This is a genomic window from Roseomonas sp. CECT 9278, assembly GCF_918698155.1.
Lineage (GTDB): Bacteria > Pseudomonadota > Alphaproteobacteria > Acetobacterales > Acetobacteraceae > Neoroseomonas.
Genome location: NZ_CAKKLX010000033.1, coordinates 1 through 19,367, shown reverse-complemented (window position 1 = coordinate 19,367; position 19,367 = coordinate 1). Strand labels below are relative to the sequence as shown.

Below are 19,367 nucleotides of genomic sequence, written 5' to 3'. Positions count from 1 at the left end.
GGCGTGCCTCATGCGCGGCTGCGCGCCGCCAGCAGGCGGTCCTGCGCGGCAGCGGGGTCCATCGCCAGCGCCTGCCGCGCCACGGCGTGGCCGAAGCCGCCGCGCGCCAGCGCCGCCATCGCCTTGCGGCGCGCCTCCGCATCCTCCTGCGTGCGCGCGAAGGGACCGATCCGGCGCCGGCGGCAATAGGCGAGCGCGGCATCCAGCTCGGCCTCCTCGTTCGCGGGCAGCGCGGCGGCGGCGATCCCGGCATCGACGCCCTTGGCCGACAGATGCGCCGCGATGGCGCGGCGCGACCGCCCGGTCCGCGCCAGGCGCCGCGCCCGGCTGGCGGCGAAGGCGGCATCGTCCACCGCGCCGGCCTGCACCATGGCGCGCGCGACCTCGGCCACCGCGGCGCGGGCGGTCGCGGCGGCGGCGGCCACCTGGTCGCGCGGCTCGCCCTCGGCCTCGGCGGCGCGGGCCCAGCGGTCGATACGGCGGTCCAGCACGCGCTTCAGCCCGGCCTCGGTGGCCGCGTAGCGCGCCAGGTGCAGCAGCGCGGCCTCGCGCAGGCGGGACGCGGTGGGGGCCGGGCCTGCCGGGCGCGGGGCGCGCCGCCCGCGCGGGGAATTCGCCTGCGGTTCATCCGCCATCGCGCGGTTCTGCCACGGCCGGGTTTCGGTGACGAGGCCGGCAACCGTGGCGGCTTCAAGGCGTTGCGGGACAGGAAGGGAGCCGACGCCATGTTCATCATCCGCATGATCACCACCGCCGGGCTGCTGTGCCTGCCCTACCTGGCCATGTCCCAGCCGGTCACGCCGCCGCAGGCCGGCGGCCCGCAGCCGGGCCAGGTGGAGGCCGTCGGCCGCGATGCCGGGCCGGCCAACCACCCGCCGCGCACCGACAGCCCGCACGCCGTCAACCGCGGCACCGACGGCTCCGCGGTGGGCCACGCGCATGATCCCGATGCGACCGGCACCACGCCGCAGGGCATGCTCGGCACCGCCACGGCGGGCGAACGCGCGCCCGGCGCGCCGGTGGTCCCGCAGCCGGCGCCGACGCCGCCGGGCTGAGAGACCGTTTGAGAATGCCGGTGCCGGGCTGCAGAATGCGCCGCTCGGCGCAGTCTCGAACGGTCCCTGGCCGCCCGCCCGCGCCGCGTCGCCATTGCGCAGCTGCCGGCAACCGCGGCAGCCTTCGCCGCGGAGGCGTGCGGATGGTGGCCCCTGGCGTTCGTCGCAGCAGCGCAGGCCGCATCGCATCCGTGCTGGGTGCGGCGTTGTGGTGCATCGGCCTCTGCCAGCCCGCCGGAGCGCAAGCCCTGCGCCGCGACGCGCCAGCCAGCCCCGCTCGCTGGCGCTGCGGCGAGAAGACCTACTGCACGCAGATGACCAGCTGCGACGAAGCCCTGTTCCACTTCCGCCACTGCGGCCTGCTGCGCCTGGATGGCGACCGCGACGGCGTGCCCTGCGAACGCCTCTGCGGCCGCCCCGCCTCGACACGCCGGCGCTGAGCGCCTATCCGCCCGGGTCGAAGAACCGAGGACCCGCCATGCCCCAGCCCGCCCACCCCGCCGCCATCAACGGCCTGACGCTCGCGCAGTCCGAGACCATCGCCGCCGCCGCGCTGGCCAAGGGCCGTGCGCTCGGCCTGCTGCCGCTCTGCGTGGTGGTGCTCGATGCCGGCGGCCAGCTGAAATCCGCCAGGCGCGAGGACGGCGCCTCCATCCTGCGGCCCGAGATCGCCACCGGGAAGGCCTTCGGCGCGCTGGCCATGGGCTTCGGCACGCGAGAGCTCGCGCGGCGTGCCCAGGCGGTGCCCGGCTTCACCAACGCGCTCTCCGACCTGACTGGCGGCCGCGCCGTGCCGGTGCCGGGCGGCGTGCTGGTGCGTGATGCCAACAACATCCTGCTCGGCGCCGTCGGCATCAGCGGCGACGCCTCGCCCAAGGACGAGGAATGCTGCATCGCCGGGATCGAGGCCGCCGGGCTGATCGCCGATACCGGCGACCCCGCCTGAGGAGCCCCTCGGTTTCGCCGGCGCCGGCCAGGCGCCCCGCACCGGCATCGCGCACGGGGGCCGCTGCCGGCGCGGCGGGGTGCTTCCCGAACGGCGTACCAGGCCCCTGCAACTTTCCGTCACACGCGACGTTGCAGGGACATCGGACGAACCCAAAGGAGCCCCGTCGATGTCCCTTCTTCCCCGCGCCGCCATGGCTGTCCTGCTGATGGGCGGCCTCGTGGCCTGCGACCAGCGCGGCAACCCCACCTCGAACGTCGAGCCGGTGCGCGCCGTCGACCGCGCCGCCGGCACCAATGCCTCGGGCGCGTACCCGTCGCAGAGCGACGGCACCCGCGCCAACCCGCCGGGCACCGCCGCGGGCCGCGCCATCGACCGCGCCGCCGGCACCAACATGTCCGGCGCCTACCCGTCGCAGAGCGACGGCACCCGCGCCAACCCGGCGGGCACCGCCGCGGAACGCGCCGCGGGCAGCAACCCGCCGACCCGGCGGAACCCGAACAACCCGGGGCTGTGATCGGAACCGGGAGGGCGCGCACCGGGAGGGCTCTGCCCTCCCGGACCCGCCCGCGCCCGGCTTCCTTTCCGCCCGTTGTTGCGGCTAGTGTCTGCGCTTCCCTGCGTTGATGCCACGATGGTCGTGGTTGCGCGCCGGGAGATGCGGAGAGTGGATTCCACCGTGATTCCCGCCCTGATGCCGACCTACAACCGTGCCGACCTTGCTTTCGAGCGGGGCGAGGGTGCGCGCCTGTGGACGGATGACGGGCGACGATTCCTCGATTTCGGCGCCGGCATCGCCACCAGCAGCATCGGCCATGCCAACCCGCATCTGACCAAGGCGATCGCCGAGCAGGCCGGGCGCGTGATGCATGTCTCGAACCTGTATCGCATCCCCGAGGCCGAGAAGCTGGCGGCGCGCCATGTCGCGGCGTCCTTCGCGGATTCCGTCTTCTTCGGGAATTCGGGCGCCGAGGCGAACGAAGGGATGATCAAGGCCGTCCGCAAATACCACGCGGCGACCGGCCACCCGGAACGCTACGAGATCCTGTGCTTCGAAGGCGCCTTCCACGGGCGCACGCTGGGCACGCTGGCGGCCACCGGGAACGAGAAATACCTCGCCGGCTTCGGCCCGCCGCTGGAGGGCTTCCAGCACCTGCCCTTCGACAACATGAACGCGCTGCGATCCGCCATCAGCGCCAAGACCGCCGGCATCATGATCGAACCGGTGCAGGGCGAGGGCGGCGTGCGCCCCTGCCCCGACCGCTTCCTGCAGGAGATCCGCGCGGTCTGCGACGAATTCGGCCTGCTGATGGCGCTCGACGAAGTGCAGTCCGGCATGGGGCGCACGGGCAAGCTCTGGGCCCATGAATGGGCCGGGATCGAACCCGACGTCATGTCGGCGGCCAAGGGCATCGCCGGCGGCTTCCCGCTGGGCGCGGTGCTGGCGAAGGAGAAGGTCGCCCAGTACCTCAGGCCCGGCACGCATGGGTCGACCTATGGCGGCAATCCGCTGGCCTGCGCGGCGGGGAACGCGGTGCTGGACGTGGTGCTGGCGCCGGGCTTCCTCGATGGCGTCATGCGCGTCTCGGCGCATCTGTGGCGCGGGCTGGAAGGCCTGGTGGTGAAGCATCCCTCGGTGGTCGAGGCGGTGCGCGGCCGCGGGCTGCTGTGCGGGCTGAAGCTGACGCCGGCGGTCACCAATGGCGACATGCAGGCCGCCGCGGTGGCGGAAGGGCTGCTGACCGTCGCGGCGGGGATGAACGTGCTGCGCCTGGCGCCGCCGCTCATCATCACCGAGGCCGATGCGGACGAGGCGGTCGACCTGCTCGACCGCGCCTGCCGCCGGCTGACGCCCTCGAAGGCGCAGGTCGCCGCGAAGTGAGTGCGGCGCTCAAGCCGGTCGGCGGGGGGGCCAGCGCCCCCCGCCACTTCCTCGAGATCATGGACTTCGACACCGCGTCGCTGCGGCGGATGCTCGACCTCGGCACCCGGGCGAAGCGCGGCGAGGTGACCGACCGGCCGCTCGCCGGCAAGACCGTGGCGCTGCTGTTCGAGAAGCCCTCGACCCGCACGCGCGTGTCCTTCGAAGTGGGCGTGCGGCAGCTGGGCGGCGACGTTGTCGTGCTGACCTCGCGCGACATGCAGATGGGCCGCGGCGAGACGCCCAGGGACACCGCGCGCGTGCTGTCGCGCTATGTCGATGCGATCATGCTGCGCACCGACGACGTGCGAAAGATCCGCGAATTGGCGGAATACGCCACGGTGCCGGTGATCAACGGCCTGACCGACATCTCGCACCCCTGCCAGATCATGGCCGACGTGATGACCTTCGAGGAACATCGCGGCCCGATCGCCGGCCAGGTGGTGGCCTGGACGGGCGATGGCAACAATGTCGCGCAGTCCTTCATCCAGGCCTCGGCGCGCTTCGGCTTCACGCTGCGCATCGCGACGCCGAAGGAACTGGCGCCGCCCGCCGCGCTGCTCGACTGGGCGCGCGCGCAGGGGGCGCGGATCGAGCTGACCAACGACCCGGTGGCGGCGGTGGCCGGCGCGCGCTGCGTCGTGACCGATGCCTGGGTGTCGATGTCGGACGAAAAGGAAGGCCGCGCGCCGCAGCGGCACAACCTGCTGGCGCCCTACCAGTTGAATGCCGCGCTGCTGGGCCACGCCGCGCCGGATGCGATCGTGATGCATTGCCTGCCGGCGCATCGCGGGGAGGAGATCACCGACGAGGTGATGGACGGCCCGCAATCCGTGGTGTTCGACGAGGCGGAGAACCGGCTGCACGCGCAGAAGGGCGTGCTGTTGTGGGCGCTGGGCGGGGCCTGATCGCGCCCCATCGGGACGGCGCGATCCGGCGCCTGCTGCCGCCCGGTGGCGCGGCGGACCGGTGCCGGGCGGTCTCGAACCGTCGCTGACCAGCCGCGTCCCGTGCTGCACGGTGACCGCGGGGCGGCCCCTCCGCGGCTCGCGGGCCCGCACCGGTCGCCGCTGCCGCCCCCCCGGGGCGGGCGCGAACTCCATGCCTTTGAATACAAAGCGATTTTCCGGTCGCGCTTAACCCGCGCCTCACGTTCCCGCGAGACACTGCCCCGTCTTGTCATGGCGCGGAGGACTCGATCGATGGCGCGGATCACCGGCGTGCCCGGAAACGTCTGGAACCGTATCGGCCTGGTGCAGCGCCTGGTCGTCGCCGCCGTGCTGGCGGTGGGCGCCGCCGTCGCCGCCGTGCAGGTCATCGACCTGCGGGCCTTCGAACGGCGCGAGATGGCCCGCGCCCAGGCCGACCTCGACATGAACCTCGAGATCCTCAAGGAGATGCTGCGTCCGCTCGGCACCGGCTGGGCGCTGCAGGATGGCCGCCTGACGCTCGGCGGCCAGCCGCTGGAAGGCCGCAACGACGTGGTCGACGTCGTCAAGCGCCTGGCCGGCGGTGTCGCCACCATCTTCCAGGGCGACCTGCGCATCGCCACCAACGCCCAGCGCCCGGACGGGACGCGCGGCACCGGCACGCGCCTGGCTCCCGGGCCGGCCTATGACGCGGCGATCACCCGCGGCCAGACCTATCGCGGCGCCAACGACATCCTCGGGCGGCTTCACCTGACCGTCTACGAACCTGTCCGCGACGCCGCCGGCCAGCAGCTCGGCATGCTCCTGGTCGGCGTGCCGATCACCGAGATCGCCGCCGACATCGCCGCACGCCAGCGCGAGGCGCTGCTCACCAGCCTGGTCGTGGTGCTGCTGGTCGGCGCCTTCATCTGGTTCGTCCTGGTGCGCGCCATGCGGCCGCTGGGCGGCATGGCCAAGGCGATCGACGCGATCGCGCAGGGCCGCACCGATGTGGATGTGCCCTGCCGCGACCGCACCGACCAGCTGGGCGTGATCGCGCGTTCGGTCGAGACACTGCGCGCCGCCACCGGCCGCGCCGCCGCCGCCGAGGCCGCCACCGCCGAGGCGCGCGAGCAGGCCGAACACGCCCGCCGCCGCGCCGCGGACTCCGCCGCCAGCACCGTGCAGGAGCGCATCGGCGCGGTCGCCGCGACCCTTGCCACCGTGGCCCGGCGCCTGGAGGACGCCACCGGCGAGATCGCCGCGGGGGCCGATGCCTCGTCCCGCCAGACCGCCGCCGCCGCCGCCGGCGCCGACCGCACCAGCGCCAATGTCGCGACCGTCGCCGCCGCGGCCGAGCAGATGGCGGCATCGGTCAGCGAGATCACGCGCCAGGTCAGCCAATCCGCCACCACCACGCGCCGCGCCACCGAACAGGCCGGCGCGACCGATGCCGGGGTGCGCGAACTGGCGGCCTCGGCGCAAAAGATCGGCGAGGTGGTCAGCCTGATCAGCGACATCGCCGGGCGCACCAACCTGCTGGCGCTGAACGCCACGATCGAGGCCGCGCGGGCCGGCGAGGCCGGCAAGGGCTTCGCCGTGGTGGCCAGCGAGGTGAAGGCGCTCGCCTCCCAGACCGCCAAGGCCACCGAGGAGATCGGCCGCCAGATCGCCGGCATCCAGGCCAGCACCGGCCAGGCCGTCGCCGCCATCCAGGGCATCGGCGAGGTGGTGCGCGAGGTCGACCAGATCGCCGGCGCGATCGCCGCCGCGGTGGAACAGCAGGGTGCCGCCACGCAGGAGATCGCGCGCGGGGCGGGCTTGGCCGCGACCGGCACCGGGGAGGTCTCGGGCAGCGTCGCCGAGATCCGCCTGAGCGCCGAGGCCGCCACGGCGCGCGTGGCGGAACTGCGCCGTGTCGCGCAGGATGTCGTGACCGGCGAGGCATCGCTGCGGGCCGAACTCGACGGGATCGTGGCGTCGCTGCGGGCGGCGTGAGACCGGCGCGGGAAGGCTTGCGGTCGGGAAAATTTTCCTGTATGCTTGCCGCATCAAGGGCGGAACCTTGGCCAGGCCGCGGGCGGCGCGCCCTTCGCCGGCACAGCGGGCGGCGCCCGCCGGCCGGGAAGCCCCGACGGGCCTGCACGCGCAGCCCCCGAGCATGCTGCGTTCGCTCGCGCTCACGTCGCAGGCTCTAGCCTGTTGTTTTCAGAGCATCTTCACGCGTTCAGATGATTCCATCCGAACGCGATCGGCTCTAAAATTCTAAAGTCGTAAAATCCCAAAGTCCCGGACCGCGCCGCCCGCGCCCGTGGACGCCGCCCCGCCCACGTCCTATCTGGGCCGGGTGTCCAGCCCAACCGATCCCTCCCGCACGCCCGACTTCCTCAACCACGACCGCCCGCCGGTGCCCGACCTCGTGGTGCCGCGCGGCGTGCAGCCCTTCCACCTGGCCGACCGCCCGGTGCGCGGGCGGTTGGTGCGGCTCGGCCCGCTGGCCGATGCGCTGCTGACCCGCCACGACACCCACCCCGCCGTGACCGCGCTGGCCGGCCAGGCGCTGGCGCTCACCGCCGGGCTGGCGGCGGCGCTGAAGTTCCGTGGGTCGTTCAGCCTGCAGGCCAAGGGCGATGGCGCGGTGCCCATGCTGCTGGCGGATTGCACCGATGGCGGCGCGCTGCGCGGCTATGCGCGGGCCCATCCGGAGCGCCTCGCCGAGGTGATGGCCGCGACGGACGCGCCAAGCGCGGCGGCGCTGCTGGGCCAGGGCTTCCTTGCCTTCACCTGCGACCAGGGCGGCGACATGGACCGCTACCAGGGCATCGTCGCGATCGAGGGCGACACCCTGACCGCCATGACCGGCACGTATTTCCGTACCTCCGAGCAGATCGCCACGCATGTCCACCTGGCCTGCGCCCGCACCGATGCCGGCTGGCGCGCCGGCGCGCTGATCCTGGAGCGCGTCGCCGGCGAGGGCGGCATCGGCGAAGCGATGGACCGCGACGCGCAGGACGAGGCCTGGCGCACCGCCGTGGCGCTGGCCGCGACCCTGACCGATGCCGAGCTGCTGGACGATGCCCTGCCCGGCGAACGCCTGCTGCACCGGCTGTTCTCGCTGGAGGGGCTGGCGCTCGACCGCGCCCGCGCGCTGTCCTATGGCTGCCGGTGTTCGCGTGCGAAGCTGGCTGGCGTGCTGGCGGGGTTCGGCGAGGACGACCTCGACCACATGGCGGAGGACGGGACCATCACCATGACCTGCGAATTCTGCAACCTCGGCTTCCGCTTCGACCGCGCCGAGCTGCGCGGCAACCAGGCCTGACGCCGTGGTGCCGCCGCGCCGCGCCGTGCTGGGCGCGCTGGTCGCCGCCGCCTGCGCGGGGCCGGAGGAAGCACCCCCGCCGCTGCCGGCCGGCCCGCCTTCCTACAGCCACCTGACACCGCTGCGCCTGTCGGTCGGGCGCATCGAGTTCCAGCCCGGCACCGACGCCGCCGCCACGCGCACCATGCCGCCGGCGCCGCTGAATCCCGCCGATGTCGTGCGGATCATGGCGCAGGAACGGCTGTCGGCCGCCGGCGGCCCCGGGATCGCGCGCTTCCGCGTGCAGATCGCGACGCTGACGCGCGAGGGCTCGGCCTCGGGCGGCGTGTTCACCGCAGCGACCGAGCGGCTGACCTGCACGCTGCGCTGCCGGATCGAGATCCGCGGCGAGGACGGCACCCAGGCCGGCTTCGCCGAGGCCGAGGTGCGCCGCGCCGCTGTGCGCCCCGCCGGCAGCCCGGCGGAGCGCGCCCGCGCCGCCGAGGAGCTGGTGCGCGCCGCCGGTGCCGACCTCAATGTGGAATTCGAATACCAGATCCGGCGCAATCTGCGCGCGATGCTGGCGCCTGTCGCGGCGCCGCCGGCCGCACCCAGGCTCGACATCTGATCACCGGCCGGGCGGGGCGATCCGCACCCTGCCCCGGGATGGCGGGATTTGCCGCGCGGCCCGCTTCGGGACAGGCTGCGCCACGCACGGCAGCCCAGGGGACCCCCGCCATGGCCACGCTCACCTTCTCGAACCCGCCCGGCGCGCCGCAGCCGCAGTCGCGCTATTCGCAGGCCGCGCTGATCGAAGGCGAGGGCCGGCGGCTGATCGTCTCCGGCCAGGTCGGGCTGCGCCCCGACGGCACGCTGGTGGCCGCGCCGGAGGACCAGATGGCGCAGTCGCTCGCGAATCTCGGCGCCGTGCTGGCGGCGCATGGCATGGGGCCCGCGCACATCGTGAAGATGACGGTGTTCCTGACCGACCCCTTGCATGTCGTGCCGTGGCGGAGGCATCGCGACGCCTTCCTCGCGGGCCATGCACCGGCCAGCACGCTGCTGATCGTCGCCGGCCTCGCGAGCCCTGACTTCGTGGTCGAGGTGGAGGCCGAGGCGGTCGCCTGATCCGGCCGCCGCCCGCGTCAGAAGGTGACGCGGCGGACCTGCTCCACGCCGCCCGGCGGCAGCGCGCCGCGCCGCGTCATGCAGCTGCGCCAGGCGCGCGGCATGGCTGCCAGCAATTCCTGGCGGACGACCTCGTCATGCGCCGGGTTGCCGGAGGCGGCGGTGCTCGCGATGCGGCGCACCTCGGGGTCCTGCTCGGCCTCGCGCCGGCAGGCCTGGCCGTCGGGGCTGTTGTCGACCGGCACATTCGCCCAGATGCCGCCCTGCTGGCAGGCGCCGAGCGCCAGCAAGACCAGAACCGGCAGCACGCGCCTCATGCGCCCATCCAATCCTCGATAAGCCGGCGCGCGATGGAATCCGCGCGCGGCAGGGAGAAGCCCAGCGCCTGGTGATCGCGGATCTGGTCCCGCGTGAACCACCGCGCATCCTTCAGTTCGTCGTGGTCGATGTGGATGTCCTCCGACAGCCCCTCGGCGTGGAAGCCGAGCATGATGGAGGACGGGAACGGCCAGGGCTGGGACGAATGATACCAGACGCCGCCGACATCGATGCCGGCTTCCTCCTTCACCTCACGGCGGACGGCTTCCTCCAGGCTCTCGCCCGGTTCCACGAAGCCCGCCAGCGTCGAATACATCGCGGTGTTGGGGAAGCGGTGGGAATGGCCGAGCAGGCAGGCATCGCCGCGCACCACCAGCATGATGACGGCGGGGTCGGTGCGCGGGAAATGCTGCGCGCCGCAGCCCTGGCAGACCATCACATGCCCGGCGGAGCGCGGTTCGCAGCGCGACCCGCAGATGCCGCAGAAGCGGTGCTTGGTGCGCCAATGCATCAGCCCGCGGGCATGGGCCAGCACGCTGGCTTCGCCGGGCGGCAGCAGACCGGCCACCTGGCGCAGGTCGGTGAAGGCGCCCATGCCATCGGGCAGCAGCGGCAGCGGGTCGTCGGCGGTCGAGCAATCCACCGCGAAGACCGGCCGGCCTTCCCACAGGCCGAGGAACGCCCACGGGCCATCGGCCATGCGCACGGATTGCGCCGCCGCGCCGGTCAGCAGCACGGCTTCCGGGTGGCCGTCCGCCACGCCCTTCATCAGGGAGCGCGCGCGCCAGACCGGCGTGAACAGCGTGTCCGGATGGTTCAGCGCGGCGGCGATGAAGTCGGCATCGTCGCGCTTCTCGCCGGCGCGGTCGAGCGGGCTGCCGGTATAGGCGTTGGGGCGGCTGGCGGGGATGGAGAGCATGCGGGGCGGAAGGTGCCATGCGGCCCCGCCCCCGTCCATCCGCCGGGACGTCAGGGCCGCGCTTCGTCCGCCAGCCGCGCGAGCGCCGCGCGATAGGTCTCGTCGAACAGCGCATCGAGAGCGGGGTTCACGCCGCGGCACCCGGCCGCCACGCGCCCCGCCCAGCCGACATATTCGGTGCGCCGCGCGTGGTTCCAATTGGCCGGCGGGCTGTCGGCGATGGCGCGCAGGTTCGACACCTTGTCCGCGAGCTTGAGCTGCTTCGCCGCATCCGACTTCTTGGGCGCGTGGGAGACCTGCAGCGACTTCCTGATCTCCTTGGGCAGGGACTTGTCGTCGGTGGCTTCCGCGACGATCGCCGCGACTTCCTCGCCGAAGGCGGCGACCAGGTCGGCGTGGGTGCAGTCGGTGTCCTCGACCGTGTCGTGCAGCAGCCCGGCCAGGATGGCGGGCAGCGGCGCGCCGTGCTCGGCGAGGATGCCGGCCACCTCGATGACGTGGTTCACATAGGGCTCGGCGGCGGCGCCCTTGCGCGCCTGGCCGGCATGGGCGCGGGCGGCGAACAGCGTGGCGCGCAGGATCTCGGCGGCGGGGTCGGTGCAGGGCTTCATGGCGTCTCCTTTGTGGCCGTCGCGGGCCCTGGCGCAAGGGGATAGGCTGCGCCGCGGGGGCCGGGAGCGGTGGCGATGACGGATCGGGTGCGCGCGGTGCGGCGGCGGGTGGTGCTGGCGGGCGCGCTTGCCGTGCTGGCCGTGGATCGTGCGGCGCGCGCGCAGCCGGTTGTCGCCGCGCCTGCCCCGCCGGAGGCGCGCGGGACCATCACGCCCCAGGCGCGCGACGCGATCGAGCTGCTGCGCCGTGCGCGCGCCTGGCTCTGCCCACGCTGCAGCGACGACATCGAGCGGTCGGGCGTGAACCATCCGTCGCTGCGGTCGATCAACGGCAGCGGCTGGATCGAACGCGCGTCGAACGTGATCGAGGCGACGCCGGGCCTGCCCGGGGCGGTGCCGGCGTTGCGCCTGCTGAGCTACGGCACCGAGGTCCTGGAATTCTACGGCGAGGAGGAGGCGACCTGGGCGATCGACGCCGCGATCGTGGCGCTGCAGGCGGAAGGGCGCGTCGCCGCCGGCGCGCCGCCGGACCCGCGGGCGCTGATCGGACAGCTGCGCCTGGTGCGCCGCTTCATCTGCCCGCGCTGCGTGAGTCCCCAGAGCGAGGATGCGCGACGCAAGCGCGCGCGGGCGACGGAGGAGCTGGCGGTCGCGCGGGAGATGCTCGCCGCCGCGCCGCGGCTGCGCCATGCGGAGCAGGTGGCCGCACGCCTCGGGGTGGCGCAGCAGGCGCTGGCGGCGTCCGACGACCGGCAGGCGGATGCGGCGCTGGCCTGGGCGATCGAGCGGTTGCGGCCCTTGCCGCGCGCGGCGCGGTAGGGGGCGGCTGAACCGAGCCGCGCAGGTTGCGGTAAGGCCGGGTGCCGAAGGGGCGAACCACCTGCGCCGTCACGCAACGCCAGAGCCGCTTCCGTTCGCCTTGGCTCACCGAAACGCCTCACGACCATTGCCCTTGCGAGCATCTTCACCCGATCAGATGATTCGATCTGATCGGGATCTGCCCTGGCAGGCGTCGGCCGGGGCACACCGAAGGCGTGCCCGACGATGCGGATGCGAGGAACACCACTCAGGTGTTCATCGCATCGAAGAAGTCCTGGTTCGTCTTGCTGTACTTCAGCTTGTCGGTCAGGAATTCCATCGCGTCCTGCGTGCCCATCGGGTTCAGGATGCGCCGCAGCACCCACATCTTGGACAGCGTGCCGCGATCGACCAACAGTTCTTCCTTGCGGGTGCCGGACTTGGTGATGTCGATCGCCGGGAAGACGCGCTTGTCGGACAGCTTGCGGTCCAGGATGATCTCGCTGTTACCGGTGCCCTTGAATTCCTCGAAGATCACCTCGTCCATGCGCGAGCCGGTGTCGATCAGCGCGGTGGCGATGATGGTCAGCGACCCACCTTCCTCGATGTTGCGGGCGGCGCCGAAGAAGCGCTTGGGGCGCTGCAGGGCGTTGGCGTCGACACCGCCGGTCAGCACCTTGCCCGACGAGGGGACAACGCTGTTGTAGGCACGGCCGAGGCGCGTGATGGAATCCAGCAGGATCACCACGTCGCGCTTGTGCTCGACCAGGCGCTTGGCCTTTTCCAGCACCATCTCGGTCACCTGGACGTGGCGCGTGGCCGGTTCGTCGAAGGTGGAGGCCACCACCTCGCCGCGCACGGTGCGGGCCATGTCGGTGACTTCCTCGGGCCGCTCGTCGATCAGCAGCACCATCAGGAAGACTTCGGGATTGTTGGCGCTGATCGACTTCGCGATGTTCTGCAGCATCACGGTCTTGCCGGTGCGCGGCGGTGCCACGATCAACGCGCGCTGGCCCATGCCGATCGGCGCGATCAGGTCGATGACGCGGTGCGTGTTGTCCTTGGCCGGCGACTTCGCGACGCTCTCGACCTCCGGGTTCTCCATCTTGAGCCGGCGGTTCGGATAGAGCGGCGTCAGGTTGTCGAAGTTGATGCGGTGCTTGAGCGATTCGGGCGGCTCGAAATTGATGTTGTTGACCTTGAGCATCGCGAAGTAGCGCTCGCCATCCTTGGGCGCGCGGATCTGGCCCTCGACCGTATCCCCCGTTCGCAGCGCGAAGCGCCGCACCTGGGCGGGCGAGATGTAGATGTCATCCGGGCCGGGCAGGAAGTTCGCCTGCGGGGATCGCAGGTAGCCGAAGCCATCCGGCAGGATTTCGAGGGTGCCCTCGCCAAAGATCGCCTGGTCGTTCTCGGCCAGGGTCTTGAGGATGGCGAACATCATGTCCTGCTTGCGCAGGGTCGAGGCGTTCTCGACGTTCAGCTCCTCGGCGAAGGCGAGGAGGTCGGCGGGGCTTTTGGCCTTGAGTTCGGAGAGGTGCATAGGGTCCTGGACGGCGTCCGAGAGAGCGGGGGATTGGCCGGGACGTTCCCGCGGGCGCGGCGATGGAAGCCGGTGCCTGCCTGCCCGGATCGGCGCCGAGGACCGGCGCGAGGGGCAATGTCCCGAAAGGAAGGAAGGAGGAATTCGCGGCTCAAGGCGCGGGGCACCCCGCGCCGCAGGCGGGAAGCGGCGGAACCCTAGGAAGGCCGGGGCCGCGCGTCAACCGCGGATATGCGCAGGCGCCGGGGCGGCTGCAAGGGCGCCCGCCCCGCCCCTCGGATCGCGCCAGGCGCGATCCGCGAGCGCACGGCGCGACCGCGCCCAACCTGCCAGCCGCCGCCAGAGCGCCAGTGCCCGGCGCGAAGGCAAGGCGGGCGGATGCCCGCCGCCCGCCGTTTGAGGGCACATCAAAACGGCTTCGCGATCACCATCACCACGATCAGGATCAGCGCCAGCGTGGGCACCTCGTTCATGATGCGCCAGTCGCGTTCGCTGCGCGCATTGGCGTCGCGTTCGAAGCGCTTGCGCCCGACCGACAGCACATGATGCACCCAGGTCATCGCGCTCAGCCCGGCGACCTTGCCCCACCACCAGCCCGCGCCCCAGTCCGCGACTCCGGGCGTCAGCACCAGCAGCAGGCCGAAGGTCCAGGTCCACATCATCGCCGGGTTCATGATGGCGCGCATCAGGCGGCGCTCCATCACCTTGAACAGCTCGGACTGCGCCGAACCGGGTGCCACCTGGCAGTGATAGACGAACAGCCGCGGCAGGTAGAACAGCCCCGCCATCCAGGCGAAGGCGCCCAGCAGGTGCATCGACTTCACCCACGGATACCAGGGCGCCAGCGCGTCGATGGTCACGTCGGCACGCCCTCGGCCAGCGCCACGGTGCCGGTGGTCGACGCCAGGCGCATCGCCAGCAGCGGGGCGTAGTCCGCACTGTCGTAGAAGGCGCGGGCGGTGGCCATGTCGGGGAATTCCAGCACCACCAGGCGGTTCAGGGCGGGCGCGCCTTCCTTCACGTCGATCGCGCCGCCGCGCACCAGGTAGCGGCCGCCGAAGCGCGCAATCACGGCCGGCACCGCGGCGCGATACGCCTCGAAGCCGGCGGCGTCCTGCACGGTGATGTTGGCGATCAGGTAGGCGGGCATGTCCATGCCTCCGGTTGCTGGCGGCGCAGCATGGCCGCGCCGCGCAAGCGCCGGCAAGCCTGCCCCGTCAGCGCGACCGCAGCAGGCCGAGGTCGCGCAGCAGGCCCTCATTCGCCGCGCTCTCGGCCGCGAAGGTGTCGCGGAATGCCGCGCCCGGCAGGAAGGCCGGCACCGAGGCCAGGCGCTGCGCCGTGGCGCGGAAGCCCTCGCTGCCCACGGCGCTTTCGCAGGCGCGCTCGATCGCCGCGGCCGCGGCGTCCGGGATGCCCGCCGGCGCGATCAGCCCGCCATGCGAACTGCCCTGCACCGGGAAGCCGAGCTCCGCCACCGTCGGCACGTCCGGCAGATGCGGCAGCCGCTGCGCCGCCACCGCGGCGATCGGCGTGAGGCCGGTCGAGGCCGGGATCGACGACGCCTCGATGAAGGCCTGGATCTGCCCGCCGAGCGCCGCCGTGCTCATTGGACCCGCACCGGTGAAGGAGACCATCAGCCCCTCGATCCCCGCGCGCTTCAGCAGCGCGGCCATCAGGATGTGCTGCGTGCTGGCATTGCCCGGCGCGCCATAGACCAGCGCCTCGCGCGCGGAACGCCCATGCGCGACCAGCCCGGCGAAGTCGCGGAACGGCGCGCCGCGCCCCAGGATCACCACCTGCGGGTTGTCGTACACGCGGCACAGGAAGCGGAAGCTGTCGAGCCCGTAGGTCAGCGCGATGGCATGCGGCTGCGCCGTCATCGGGTTGTTCGGCGTGATCGCGATGGTGTAGCCGTCCGGCCGTGCACGCGCGAGTTCGGCGGACCCGATCGTGCCCGCCGCCCCGCCGCGGTTCACCACCACCACGGTCTGGCCCAGCGCGCGCGTCAGCTCGGGTTGCAACGCGCGCGCCATCAGGTCGGTGTTGCCGCCGGGCGGATAGGCCACCATCAGCGTGACGGTGCGCGAGGGAAAAGCCTCCTGCGCCGCCGCGCCGGCCGTGAGCGCAAGGCCGAGCGCCGCCGCGATGAATCCCGTCCGCATGGTCGGCCTCCCGTTTTGTCGGCGCCAGGCTACGCTGTCGTGGCGGCCTCGGGAATCCCCCGCGCCCGCAGGAAGGCGCCGGCCGACGCCAGCGCGCGCCGCCCCTCCGCCAGCCGCGCCGACCACAATGGCCAGGCGTGGATCATGTGCGGCCAGACCTCGAGCCGCACCGGCACGTCCGCCGCACCCAGCCGCCCGGCGATGCGCACGGCGTCGTCCAACAGCGTCTCGGCCGACCCCACCTGCACCAGCACCGGCGGCAGGCCGCGCAGGTCGGCATGCAGCGGGGACACGCGCGGATCATCCGCCGCCACGCCGCCGCGATAGGCGGCCGACAGTTCCGCCAGGTAGCCGCGATGGATCAGCGGATCCACGCCATCCTTCGCGTCCATGCTGGCACCGGTCATCGCCAGGTCCACCCAGGGCGAGGCGAGCCAGGCGCAGCCAGGCAGCGGCAGGCCCGCATCGCGCTGCGCGACCATCAGCGCCAGCGACAGCCCGCCGCCCGCGCTGTCGCCGCCCACCGCGATATCCGCCGGCGCGAAGCCCTGCGCCAGCAGCGCGGCTAAGGCGGCGCGCGCATCCTCCAGCGCCGCCGGATAGGGGTGTTCCGGCGCCAGGCGATACGCCAGCGCCAGCGCCCGCATCCCCGCCGCGGCGCCGGCGCGGGACGCCATGGTGCGATGGCTCACGATCGACCCCGAGCAATACCCGCCGCCATGCAGGAACAGCAGCACGCGGGCGGCATCGACGCCCGGCGCCGCCGACCATTCGGCCGCGACGCCGCCGATGCTTGTGGGGGTGAACACGATGTCGGCGGGCGGCGCGTCCACCGCCGCGACTTCCTCGATCCGCGCGCGGCGCGCCGGCCAGCCCACCGGGCGCGGCCGGCCGGTCAGCAGGGCGCGGACGCCGTCGATCTCCCCCATGGGTGCTCTCCCTCCCGCCGTGGCGCGACGTTAGAGCATCACCCGCGCCAACGGTATCGTTCGCGCGGTTCAGGATGCCCGTGACGGCAGAGCGCGAGAGACGCGGCGGCGGGCCAAGGCGCGCGCAGACGCCTGTGGCCCTGGCGTGCGTGAAAACGCGACGCCCGTCGCGCTTCCGCGCGGACGTGACCCCACCCGCGCGTCCGCGCCGACACGACCCCACCCGCGCGTCCGCGCCGACACGACCCTATCCGCGCGCCACGTCACAGCGCCGGCTGCGGCGCCGCGATGGCCAGGTCCATGTGCACCTTCCCGTAGGTGCCCCAGGCGCGGTCATACTGCGGCGGGATGGCCAGCGCCTCGGTGCGCCCCAGCGTCGCCGCCGCATGCAGCGGCCAGTACGGGTCGCGCAGCAGCTCGCGCGCCAGGAAGATCAGGTCGGCCTTGCCTTCGCTCAGGATCGACTGCGCGTGCTCGGGCTCGGTGATCAGGCCGACCGCCGCGACCGGCACGCCCGCCGCGCGCACCGCCGCCGCACCCGGCACCTGGTAGCCCGGCACCAGCGTGATCTTCTGCCGCGGATCGTTCCCGCCCGACGACACATCCACCAGGTCGATGCCCAGCGCCTTCACGCGGCGCGCCAGTTCGACCGTCTCCTCCGTGGTCCAGCCACCCTCGACCCAGTCGGTGTGTGAGACGCGGATCGCCAGCGGCATGTCGCCCGGGATGGCCGCGCGCACCGCGGCGACCGTCTCGGTCACGAACCGCGTGCGCCCGTCGAAATCACCGCCCCAGCCATCGTTGCGGCGGTTCGACAGCGGGCTGAGGAACTGGTGCATTAGGTAGCCATGCGCGGCATGGATCTCGATGAAGCGGTAGCCCGCCCGCACCGCGCGCTGCGCCGCCGCGACGAAGTCGGCGATGGTCGCGGCCACCTGCGCCTCGGTCATCGCCTGCGGCACGGCGAAGTCGCCGAAGGCCTCGGCCGAGGGCGCCACGCAGGTCCAGGACGGATCCGCCGGCCCATGCAGCCACGGCGCGTTGCGCGACGCCTTGCGGCCCGCATGCGCGATCTGGATGCCCGGCACCGAGCCAACCGCCGCGATGGCCGCGGCCAGGCGCGCATGCGGCGCGATGTGGTCGTCGGACCAGATGCCGAGGTCGCCGGGGCTGATCCGCCCTTCCGGCGTCACCGCCGTGGCTTCCGCGATGGTCACGCCGGCGCCACCCACCGCGCGCGAGACCAGGTGCGCCAGGTGCCAGTCGGTCGGGATGCCATCCGGCTTCGCGGAGTATTGGCACATGGGCGCGACGCCGATGCGGCTCTTCAGCGTGACGCCGCGCAGGGTGAAGGGAGAGAACAGGTCGGTCACGATGGCGGTGCCCCGTTGGCTGGTGGTGGCGCGAAGGGCGGCAGGCGCCCCAGGCGGTTTTCGAACACGGCGAAGAAGCGCGGCTCGCCGCGCCCGCGCGGCAGCAGGCGCCCGGCGGCGTCGGTCGGCATCACGGCCAGTGTCACGGCATCGCGCAGGTTGCCGCCGACGGCCTCGACCACGCCCGCGCCCACGCGCACCACGATGTCGCAATGGGTGGGGCGGAACGCGCCGCGATCGGCGGCACGCTCGCGCCACGACCCGATCGGGCGCGACGAACGGTCGGCGCAGACCAGGTCGCCCACCTGCGGCGCGCGGTCGGCGACATCATGCGGGATGAAGGGCGCCAGCGCGGGAAACCGCTGCGCGTCCAGGATCAGCGCATCGAGGTAGAAGGCATGTGCGGCCGAAGGCGGGAATTCGCGCCGATCGACCCCCGCGCCCTGCAGCACGAAGGAGATGAAGGCCGCCGACCAGGCGGGTTCGCGCCAGGTATCGGCGCTGCCCCAGCGGTAGCGGGCGCGGTTGCGCGCGATCGGCGCCTCGCCCTCGGGCACGGCGCGCCAATAGGCCAGCACGCGCGGGAAGTTCGCCGCGTCGGATTCGCGCGTGCGCGGCGGCGCGTCGGATTGCTGCCGGCCCCATTCCTCCCACTCCGCGGTGGCGATGCGCAGCATGCGCTCGCGCGCGCTGGGCGGGTAGGACAGCGGCGGCTCGATGGCGACGGGCGCCGGCGGCGGCGGCGCGGCGCAGGCGGCCGCCAGGAGGGGCAGCAGCACGACCGCGGCGGACCAGCCCGCCCGCGGCCCGCGGGCGCCACGGCGGCGCGGCGGGGAATGGGTCGGCTCCGTGCCGCACGTCTTGCCGATGGTCACGCCGCTGCCCTCGCCGTCGCTGCCTCGGGCGGCAACAGCGCCGCCAGCGTCGTTGCCTGCGCGCCCAGCGTCGGCGCCGTGCCGGGCGGGCCGCCGGCCACCACCAGCACCGCGCCCTCGGGGCGGATGCGGCCCTGCAGCAAGGTCGTGGCTGTCGCCGCCAGGAAGGCGAGGCGACGCGCCGTCTCCTCGGGCAGCGCCACCGCCCCCGCGGCGCGCGCCGCCTGCACCGCGCGCAGCGCGCGCAGCAGCCGCGCGAGGTCCTCGGTGGCGACCGCCGCGGGGTTGCCCTCCCCGCGCAGGGCCAGCGTGTCGATCGGCCCATCGAGCGTCGCGAGCCCGAGCGCCGCGATGCCGCGCACCAGCGCCGCGGCCGGCGGGCGGTCGCGGCGCGCCAGCGCCAGCAGCGCCGCCGCATGGTCGCCGGCGGCGGCCGGCGCATCGCCCTCGGCGCGGAACACGCCGCTGTCGCGTTGCAGCGCCAGCAGCGTCGCCTCCAGCGCCGCACCGCGCGCCGCCAGGCCAGGGTCGCCGCCCGCCTGGCGCAGCGCATCCGCCGCCATCAGGGCCTGGGCCAGGT

The 19,367-nt window shown here is 73.4% G+C and carries 22 protein-coding genes and 1 pseudogene; 11 read left to right on the top strand and 12 right to left on the bottom strand.

Features of this window, described 5'->3' with window-relative positions:
* Positions 1–8 precede the first annotated feature (8 nt).
* Positions 9–635, bottom strand: a complete 627-nt coding sequence (locus tag LQ222_RS18695) for a RecX family transcriptional regulator (protein ID WP_230168358.1) — start codon at positions 633–635, stop codon at positions 9–11.
* A 90-nt stretch (positions 636–725) separates the two neighbouring features.
* On the opposite strand from LQ222_RS18695, the gene LQ222_RS18690 reads away from it, so the two are divergent.
* The 10 genes and pseudogenes from LQ222_RS18690 (at position 726) to LQ222_RS18645 (ending at position 9,256) form a co-directional block, all read left to right on the top strand.
* Positions 726–1,055, top strand: coding sequence for a hypothetical protein (locus LQ222_RS18690; RefSeq protein ID WP_230168357.1), 330 nt, complete (start codon positions 726–728; stop codon positions 1,053–1,055).
* 14 nt (positions 1,056–1,069) lie between these two features.
* Positions 1,070–1,495 carry an excalibur calcium-binding domain-containing protein gene (locus LQ222_RS26240; protein ID WP_308071643.1) on the top strand — a complete coding sequence of 142 codons (426 nt, stop codon included), beginning with the start codon at positions 1,070–1,072 and terminating at the stop codon, positions 1,493–1,495.
* Between the two features lie 38 nt (positions 1,496–1,533).
* Entirely contained in the window at positions 1,534–2,001 is a 468-nt protein-coding gene (locus LQ222_RS18680) for a heme-binding protein (RefSeq protein WP_230168355.1), read from the top strand.
* 169 nt (positions 2,002–2,170) lie between these two features.
* Positions 2,171–2,518 carry a hypothetical protein gene (locus LQ222_RS18675; protein ID WP_230168354.1) on the top strand — a complete coding sequence of 116 codons (348 nt, stop codon included), beginning with the start codon at positions 2,171–2,173 and terminating at the stop codon, positions 2,516–2,518.
* 162 nt (positions 2,519–2,680) lie between these two features.
* Positions 2,681–3,883, top strand: coding sequence for an aspartate aminotransferase family protein (locus LQ222_RS18670; protein ID WP_230168388.1), 1,203 nt, complete (start codon positions 2,681–2,683; stop codon positions 3,881–3,883).
* Positions 3,880–4,830 (top strand): ornithine carbamoyltransferase, encoded by a 951-nt coding sequence (gene argF, locus LQ222_RS18665; protein ID WP_230168353.1) that lies wholly within the window; start codon positions 3,880–3,882, stop codon positions 4,828–4,830. Before LQ222_RS18670 ends, argF begins: the two co-directional genes overlap by 4 nt.
* Before the next feature lie 468 nt (positions 4,831–5,298).
* Positions 5,299–6,828: pseudogene (locus LQ222_RS18660) on the top strand (methyl-accepting chemotaxis protein); the annotation flags it as partial.
* A 340-nt stretch (positions 6,829–7,168) separates the two neighbouring features.
* Complete coding sequence (locus LQ222_RS18655; protein WP_230168387.1) at positions 7,169–8,149, top strand: Hsp33 family molecular chaperone HslO; 981 nt, start codon at positions 7,169–7,171, stop codon at positions 8,147–8,149.
* A gap of 7 nt (positions 8,150–8,156) precedes the next feature.
* On the top strand, positions 8,157–8,756 hold the full coding sequence (locus LQ222_RS18650; protein ID WP_230168351.1) for a hypothetical protein: 600 nt from the start codon (positions 8,157–8,159) through the stop codon (positions 8,754–8,756).
* Positions 8,757–8,866: 110 nt separating this feature from the next.
* Positions 8,867–9,256: a RidA family protein gene (locus LQ222_RS18645; RefSeq protein WP_230168350.1), complete on the top strand. Its 390-nt coding sequence runs from the start codon at positions 8,867–8,869 to the stop codon at positions 9,254–9,256.
* A gap of 17 nt (positions 9,257–9,273) precedes the next feature.
* Here the strand turns inward: LQ222_RS18645 and LQ222_RS18640 are convergent, their stop codons facing one another.
* Genes LQ222_RS18640 through LQ222_RS18630 form a run of 3 tightly spaced genes read right to left on the bottom strand, consistent with a single transcriptional unit; the run spans position 9,274 to position 11,104 of the window.
* Positions 9,274–9,573, bottom strand: coding sequence for a phosphoribosylamine--glycine ligase (locus tag LQ222_RS18640; protein WP_230168349.1), 300 nt, complete (start codon positions 9,571–9,573; stop codon positions 9,274–9,276).
* Complete coding sequence (gene nudC, locus LQ222_RS18635) at positions 9,570–10,493, bottom strand: NAD(+) diphosphatase (RefSeq protein ID WP_230168348.1); 924 nt, start codon at positions 10,491–10,493, stop codon at positions 9,570–9,572. The genes LQ222_RS18640 and nudC overlap by 4 nt, the downstream gene beginning before the upstream one ends.
* A 50-nt stretch (positions 10,494–10,543) precedes the next feature.
* The gene (locus LQ222_RS18630; RefSeq protein ID WP_230168347.1) at positions 10,544–11,104 is read right to left on the bottom strand and encodes an HD domain-containing protein; all 561 of its coding nucleotides are present in this window, start codon (positions 11,102–11,104) and stop codon (positions 10,544–10,546) included.
* A gap of 75 nt (positions 11,105–11,179) precedes the next feature.
* Between LQ222_RS18630 and LQ222_RS18625 the strand changes: the two genes are divergently transcribed.
* Positions 11,180–11,923, top strand: coding sequence for a hypothetical protein (locus tag LQ222_RS18625; RefSeq protein ID WP_230168346.1), 744 nt, complete (start codon positions 11,180–11,182; stop codon positions 11,921–11,923).
* A gap of 247 nt (positions 11,924–12,170) precedes the next feature.
* Here the strand turns inward: LQ222_RS18625 and rho are convergent, their stop codons facing one another.
* From rho to LQ222_RS18585, 8 genes are all read right to left on the bottom strand, one after another.
* Positions 12,171–13,445 carry a transcription termination factor Rho gene (rho, locus tag LQ222_RS18620; protein ID WP_230168345.1) on the bottom strand — a complete coding sequence of 425 codons (1,275 nt, stop codon included), beginning with the start codon at positions 13,443–13,445 and terminating at the stop codon, positions 12,171–12,173.
* A gap of 407 nt (positions 13,446–13,852) precedes the next feature.
* Entirely contained in the window at positions 13,853–14,305 is a 453-nt protein-coding gene (locus tag LQ222_RS18615; protein WP_230168344.1) for a CopD family protein, read from the bottom strand.
* Positions 14,302–14,601 (bottom strand): DUF1330 domain-containing protein, encoded by a 300-nt coding sequence (locus LQ222_RS18610; RefSeq protein ID WP_230168343.1) that lies wholly within the window; start codon positions 14,599–14,601, stop codon positions 14,302–14,304. Before LQ222_RS18610 ends, LQ222_RS18615 begins: the two co-directional genes overlap by 4 nt.
* Before the next feature lie 61 nt (positions 14,602–14,662).
* Entirely contained in the window at positions 14,663–15,610 is a 948-nt protein-coding gene (locus LQ222_RS18605) for a tripartite tricarboxylate transporter substrate binding protein (protein WP_230168342.1), read from the bottom strand.
* A 29-nt stretch (positions 15,611–15,639) separates the two neighbouring features.
* Positions 15,640–16,539, bottom strand: coding sequence for an alpha/beta hydrolase fold domain-containing protein (locus LQ222_RS18600; protein ID WP_230168341.1), 900 nt, complete (start codon positions 16,537–16,539; stop codon positions 15,640–15,642).
* A 263-nt stretch (positions 16,540–16,802) separates the two neighbouring features.
* A complete protein-coding gene (locus LQ222_RS18595; RefSeq protein WP_230168340.1) occupies positions 16,803–17,912 on the bottom strand; it encodes an NADH:flavin oxidoreductase/NADH oxidase in 1,110 nt (369 codons plus the stop codon).
* Entirely contained in the window at positions 17,909–18,691 is a 783-nt protein-coding gene (locus tag LQ222_RS18590; protein WP_230168339.1) for a DUF2272 domain-containing protein, read from the bottom strand. The genes LQ222_RS18595 and LQ222_RS18590 overlap by 4 nt, the downstream gene beginning before the upstream one ends.
* A 92-nt stretch (positions 18,692–18,783) precedes the next feature.
* A partial coding sequence (locus tag LQ222_RS18585; protein ID WP_230168338.1) for a hypothetical protein occupies positions 18,784–19,367 on the bottom strand: 584 nt, incomplete at its 5' end.

Bases quoted from the DNA above. Each gene is read 5' to 3' on its own strand.
- LQ222_RS18600 (WP_230168341.1), bottom strand. From the start codon at position 16,539: ATGGGGGAGATCGACGGCGTCCGCGCCCTGCTGACCGGCCGGCCGCGC.
- LQ222_RS18605 (WP_230168342.1), bottom strand. From the start codon at position 15,610: ATGCGGACGGGATTCATCGCGGCGGCGCTCGGCCTTGCGCTCACGGCC.
- LQ222_RS18695 (WP_230168358.1), bottom strand. From the start codon at position 635: ATGGCGGATGAACCGCAGGCGAATTCCCCGCGCGGGCGGCGCGCCCCG.
- LQ222_RS18630 (WP_230168347.1), bottom strand. From the start codon at position 11,104: ATGAAGCCCTGCACCGACCCCGCCGCCGAGATCCTGCGCGCCACGCTG.
- LQ222_RS26240 (WP_308071643.1), top strand. From the start codon at position 1,070: ATGCCGGTGCCGGGCTGCAGAATGCGCCGCTCGGCGCAGTCTCGAACG.
- LQ222_RS18680 (WP_230168355.1), top strand. From the start codon at position 1,534: ATGCCCCAGCCCGCCCACCCCGCCGCCATCAACGGCCTGACGCTCGCG.
- LQ222_RS18610 (WP_230168343.1), bottom strand. From the start codon at position 14,601: ATGGACATGCCCGCCTACCTGATCGCCAACATCACCGTGCAGGACGCC.
- LQ222_RS18640 (WP_230168349.1), bottom strand. From the start codon at position 9,573: ATGAGGCGCGTGCTGCCGGTTCTGGTCTTGCTGGCGCTCGGCGCCTGC.
- rho (WP_230168345.1), bottom strand. From the start codon at position 13,445: ATGCACCTCTCCGAACTCAAGGCCAAAAGCCCCGCCGACCTCCTCGCC.
- nudC (WP_230168348.1), bottom strand. From the start codon at position 10,493: ATGCTCTCCATCCCCGCCAGCCGCCCCAACGCCTATACCGGCAGCCCG.
- LQ222_RS18625 (WP_230168346.1), top strand. From the start codon at position 11,180: ATGACGGATCGGGTGCGCGCGGTGCGGCGGCGGGTGGTGCTGGCGGGC.
- LQ222_RS18645 (WP_230168350.1), top strand. From the start codon at position 8,867: ATGGCCACGCTCACCTTCTCGAACCCGCCCGGCGCGCCGCAGCCGCAG.
- LQ222_RS18690 (WP_230168357.1), top strand. From the start codon at position 726: ATGTTCATCATCCGCATGATCACCACCGCCGGGCTGCTGTGCCTGCCC.
- LQ222_RS18675 (WP_230168354.1), top strand. From the start codon at position 2,171: ATGTCCCTTCTTCCCCGCGCCGCCATGGCTGTCCTGCTGATGGGCGGC.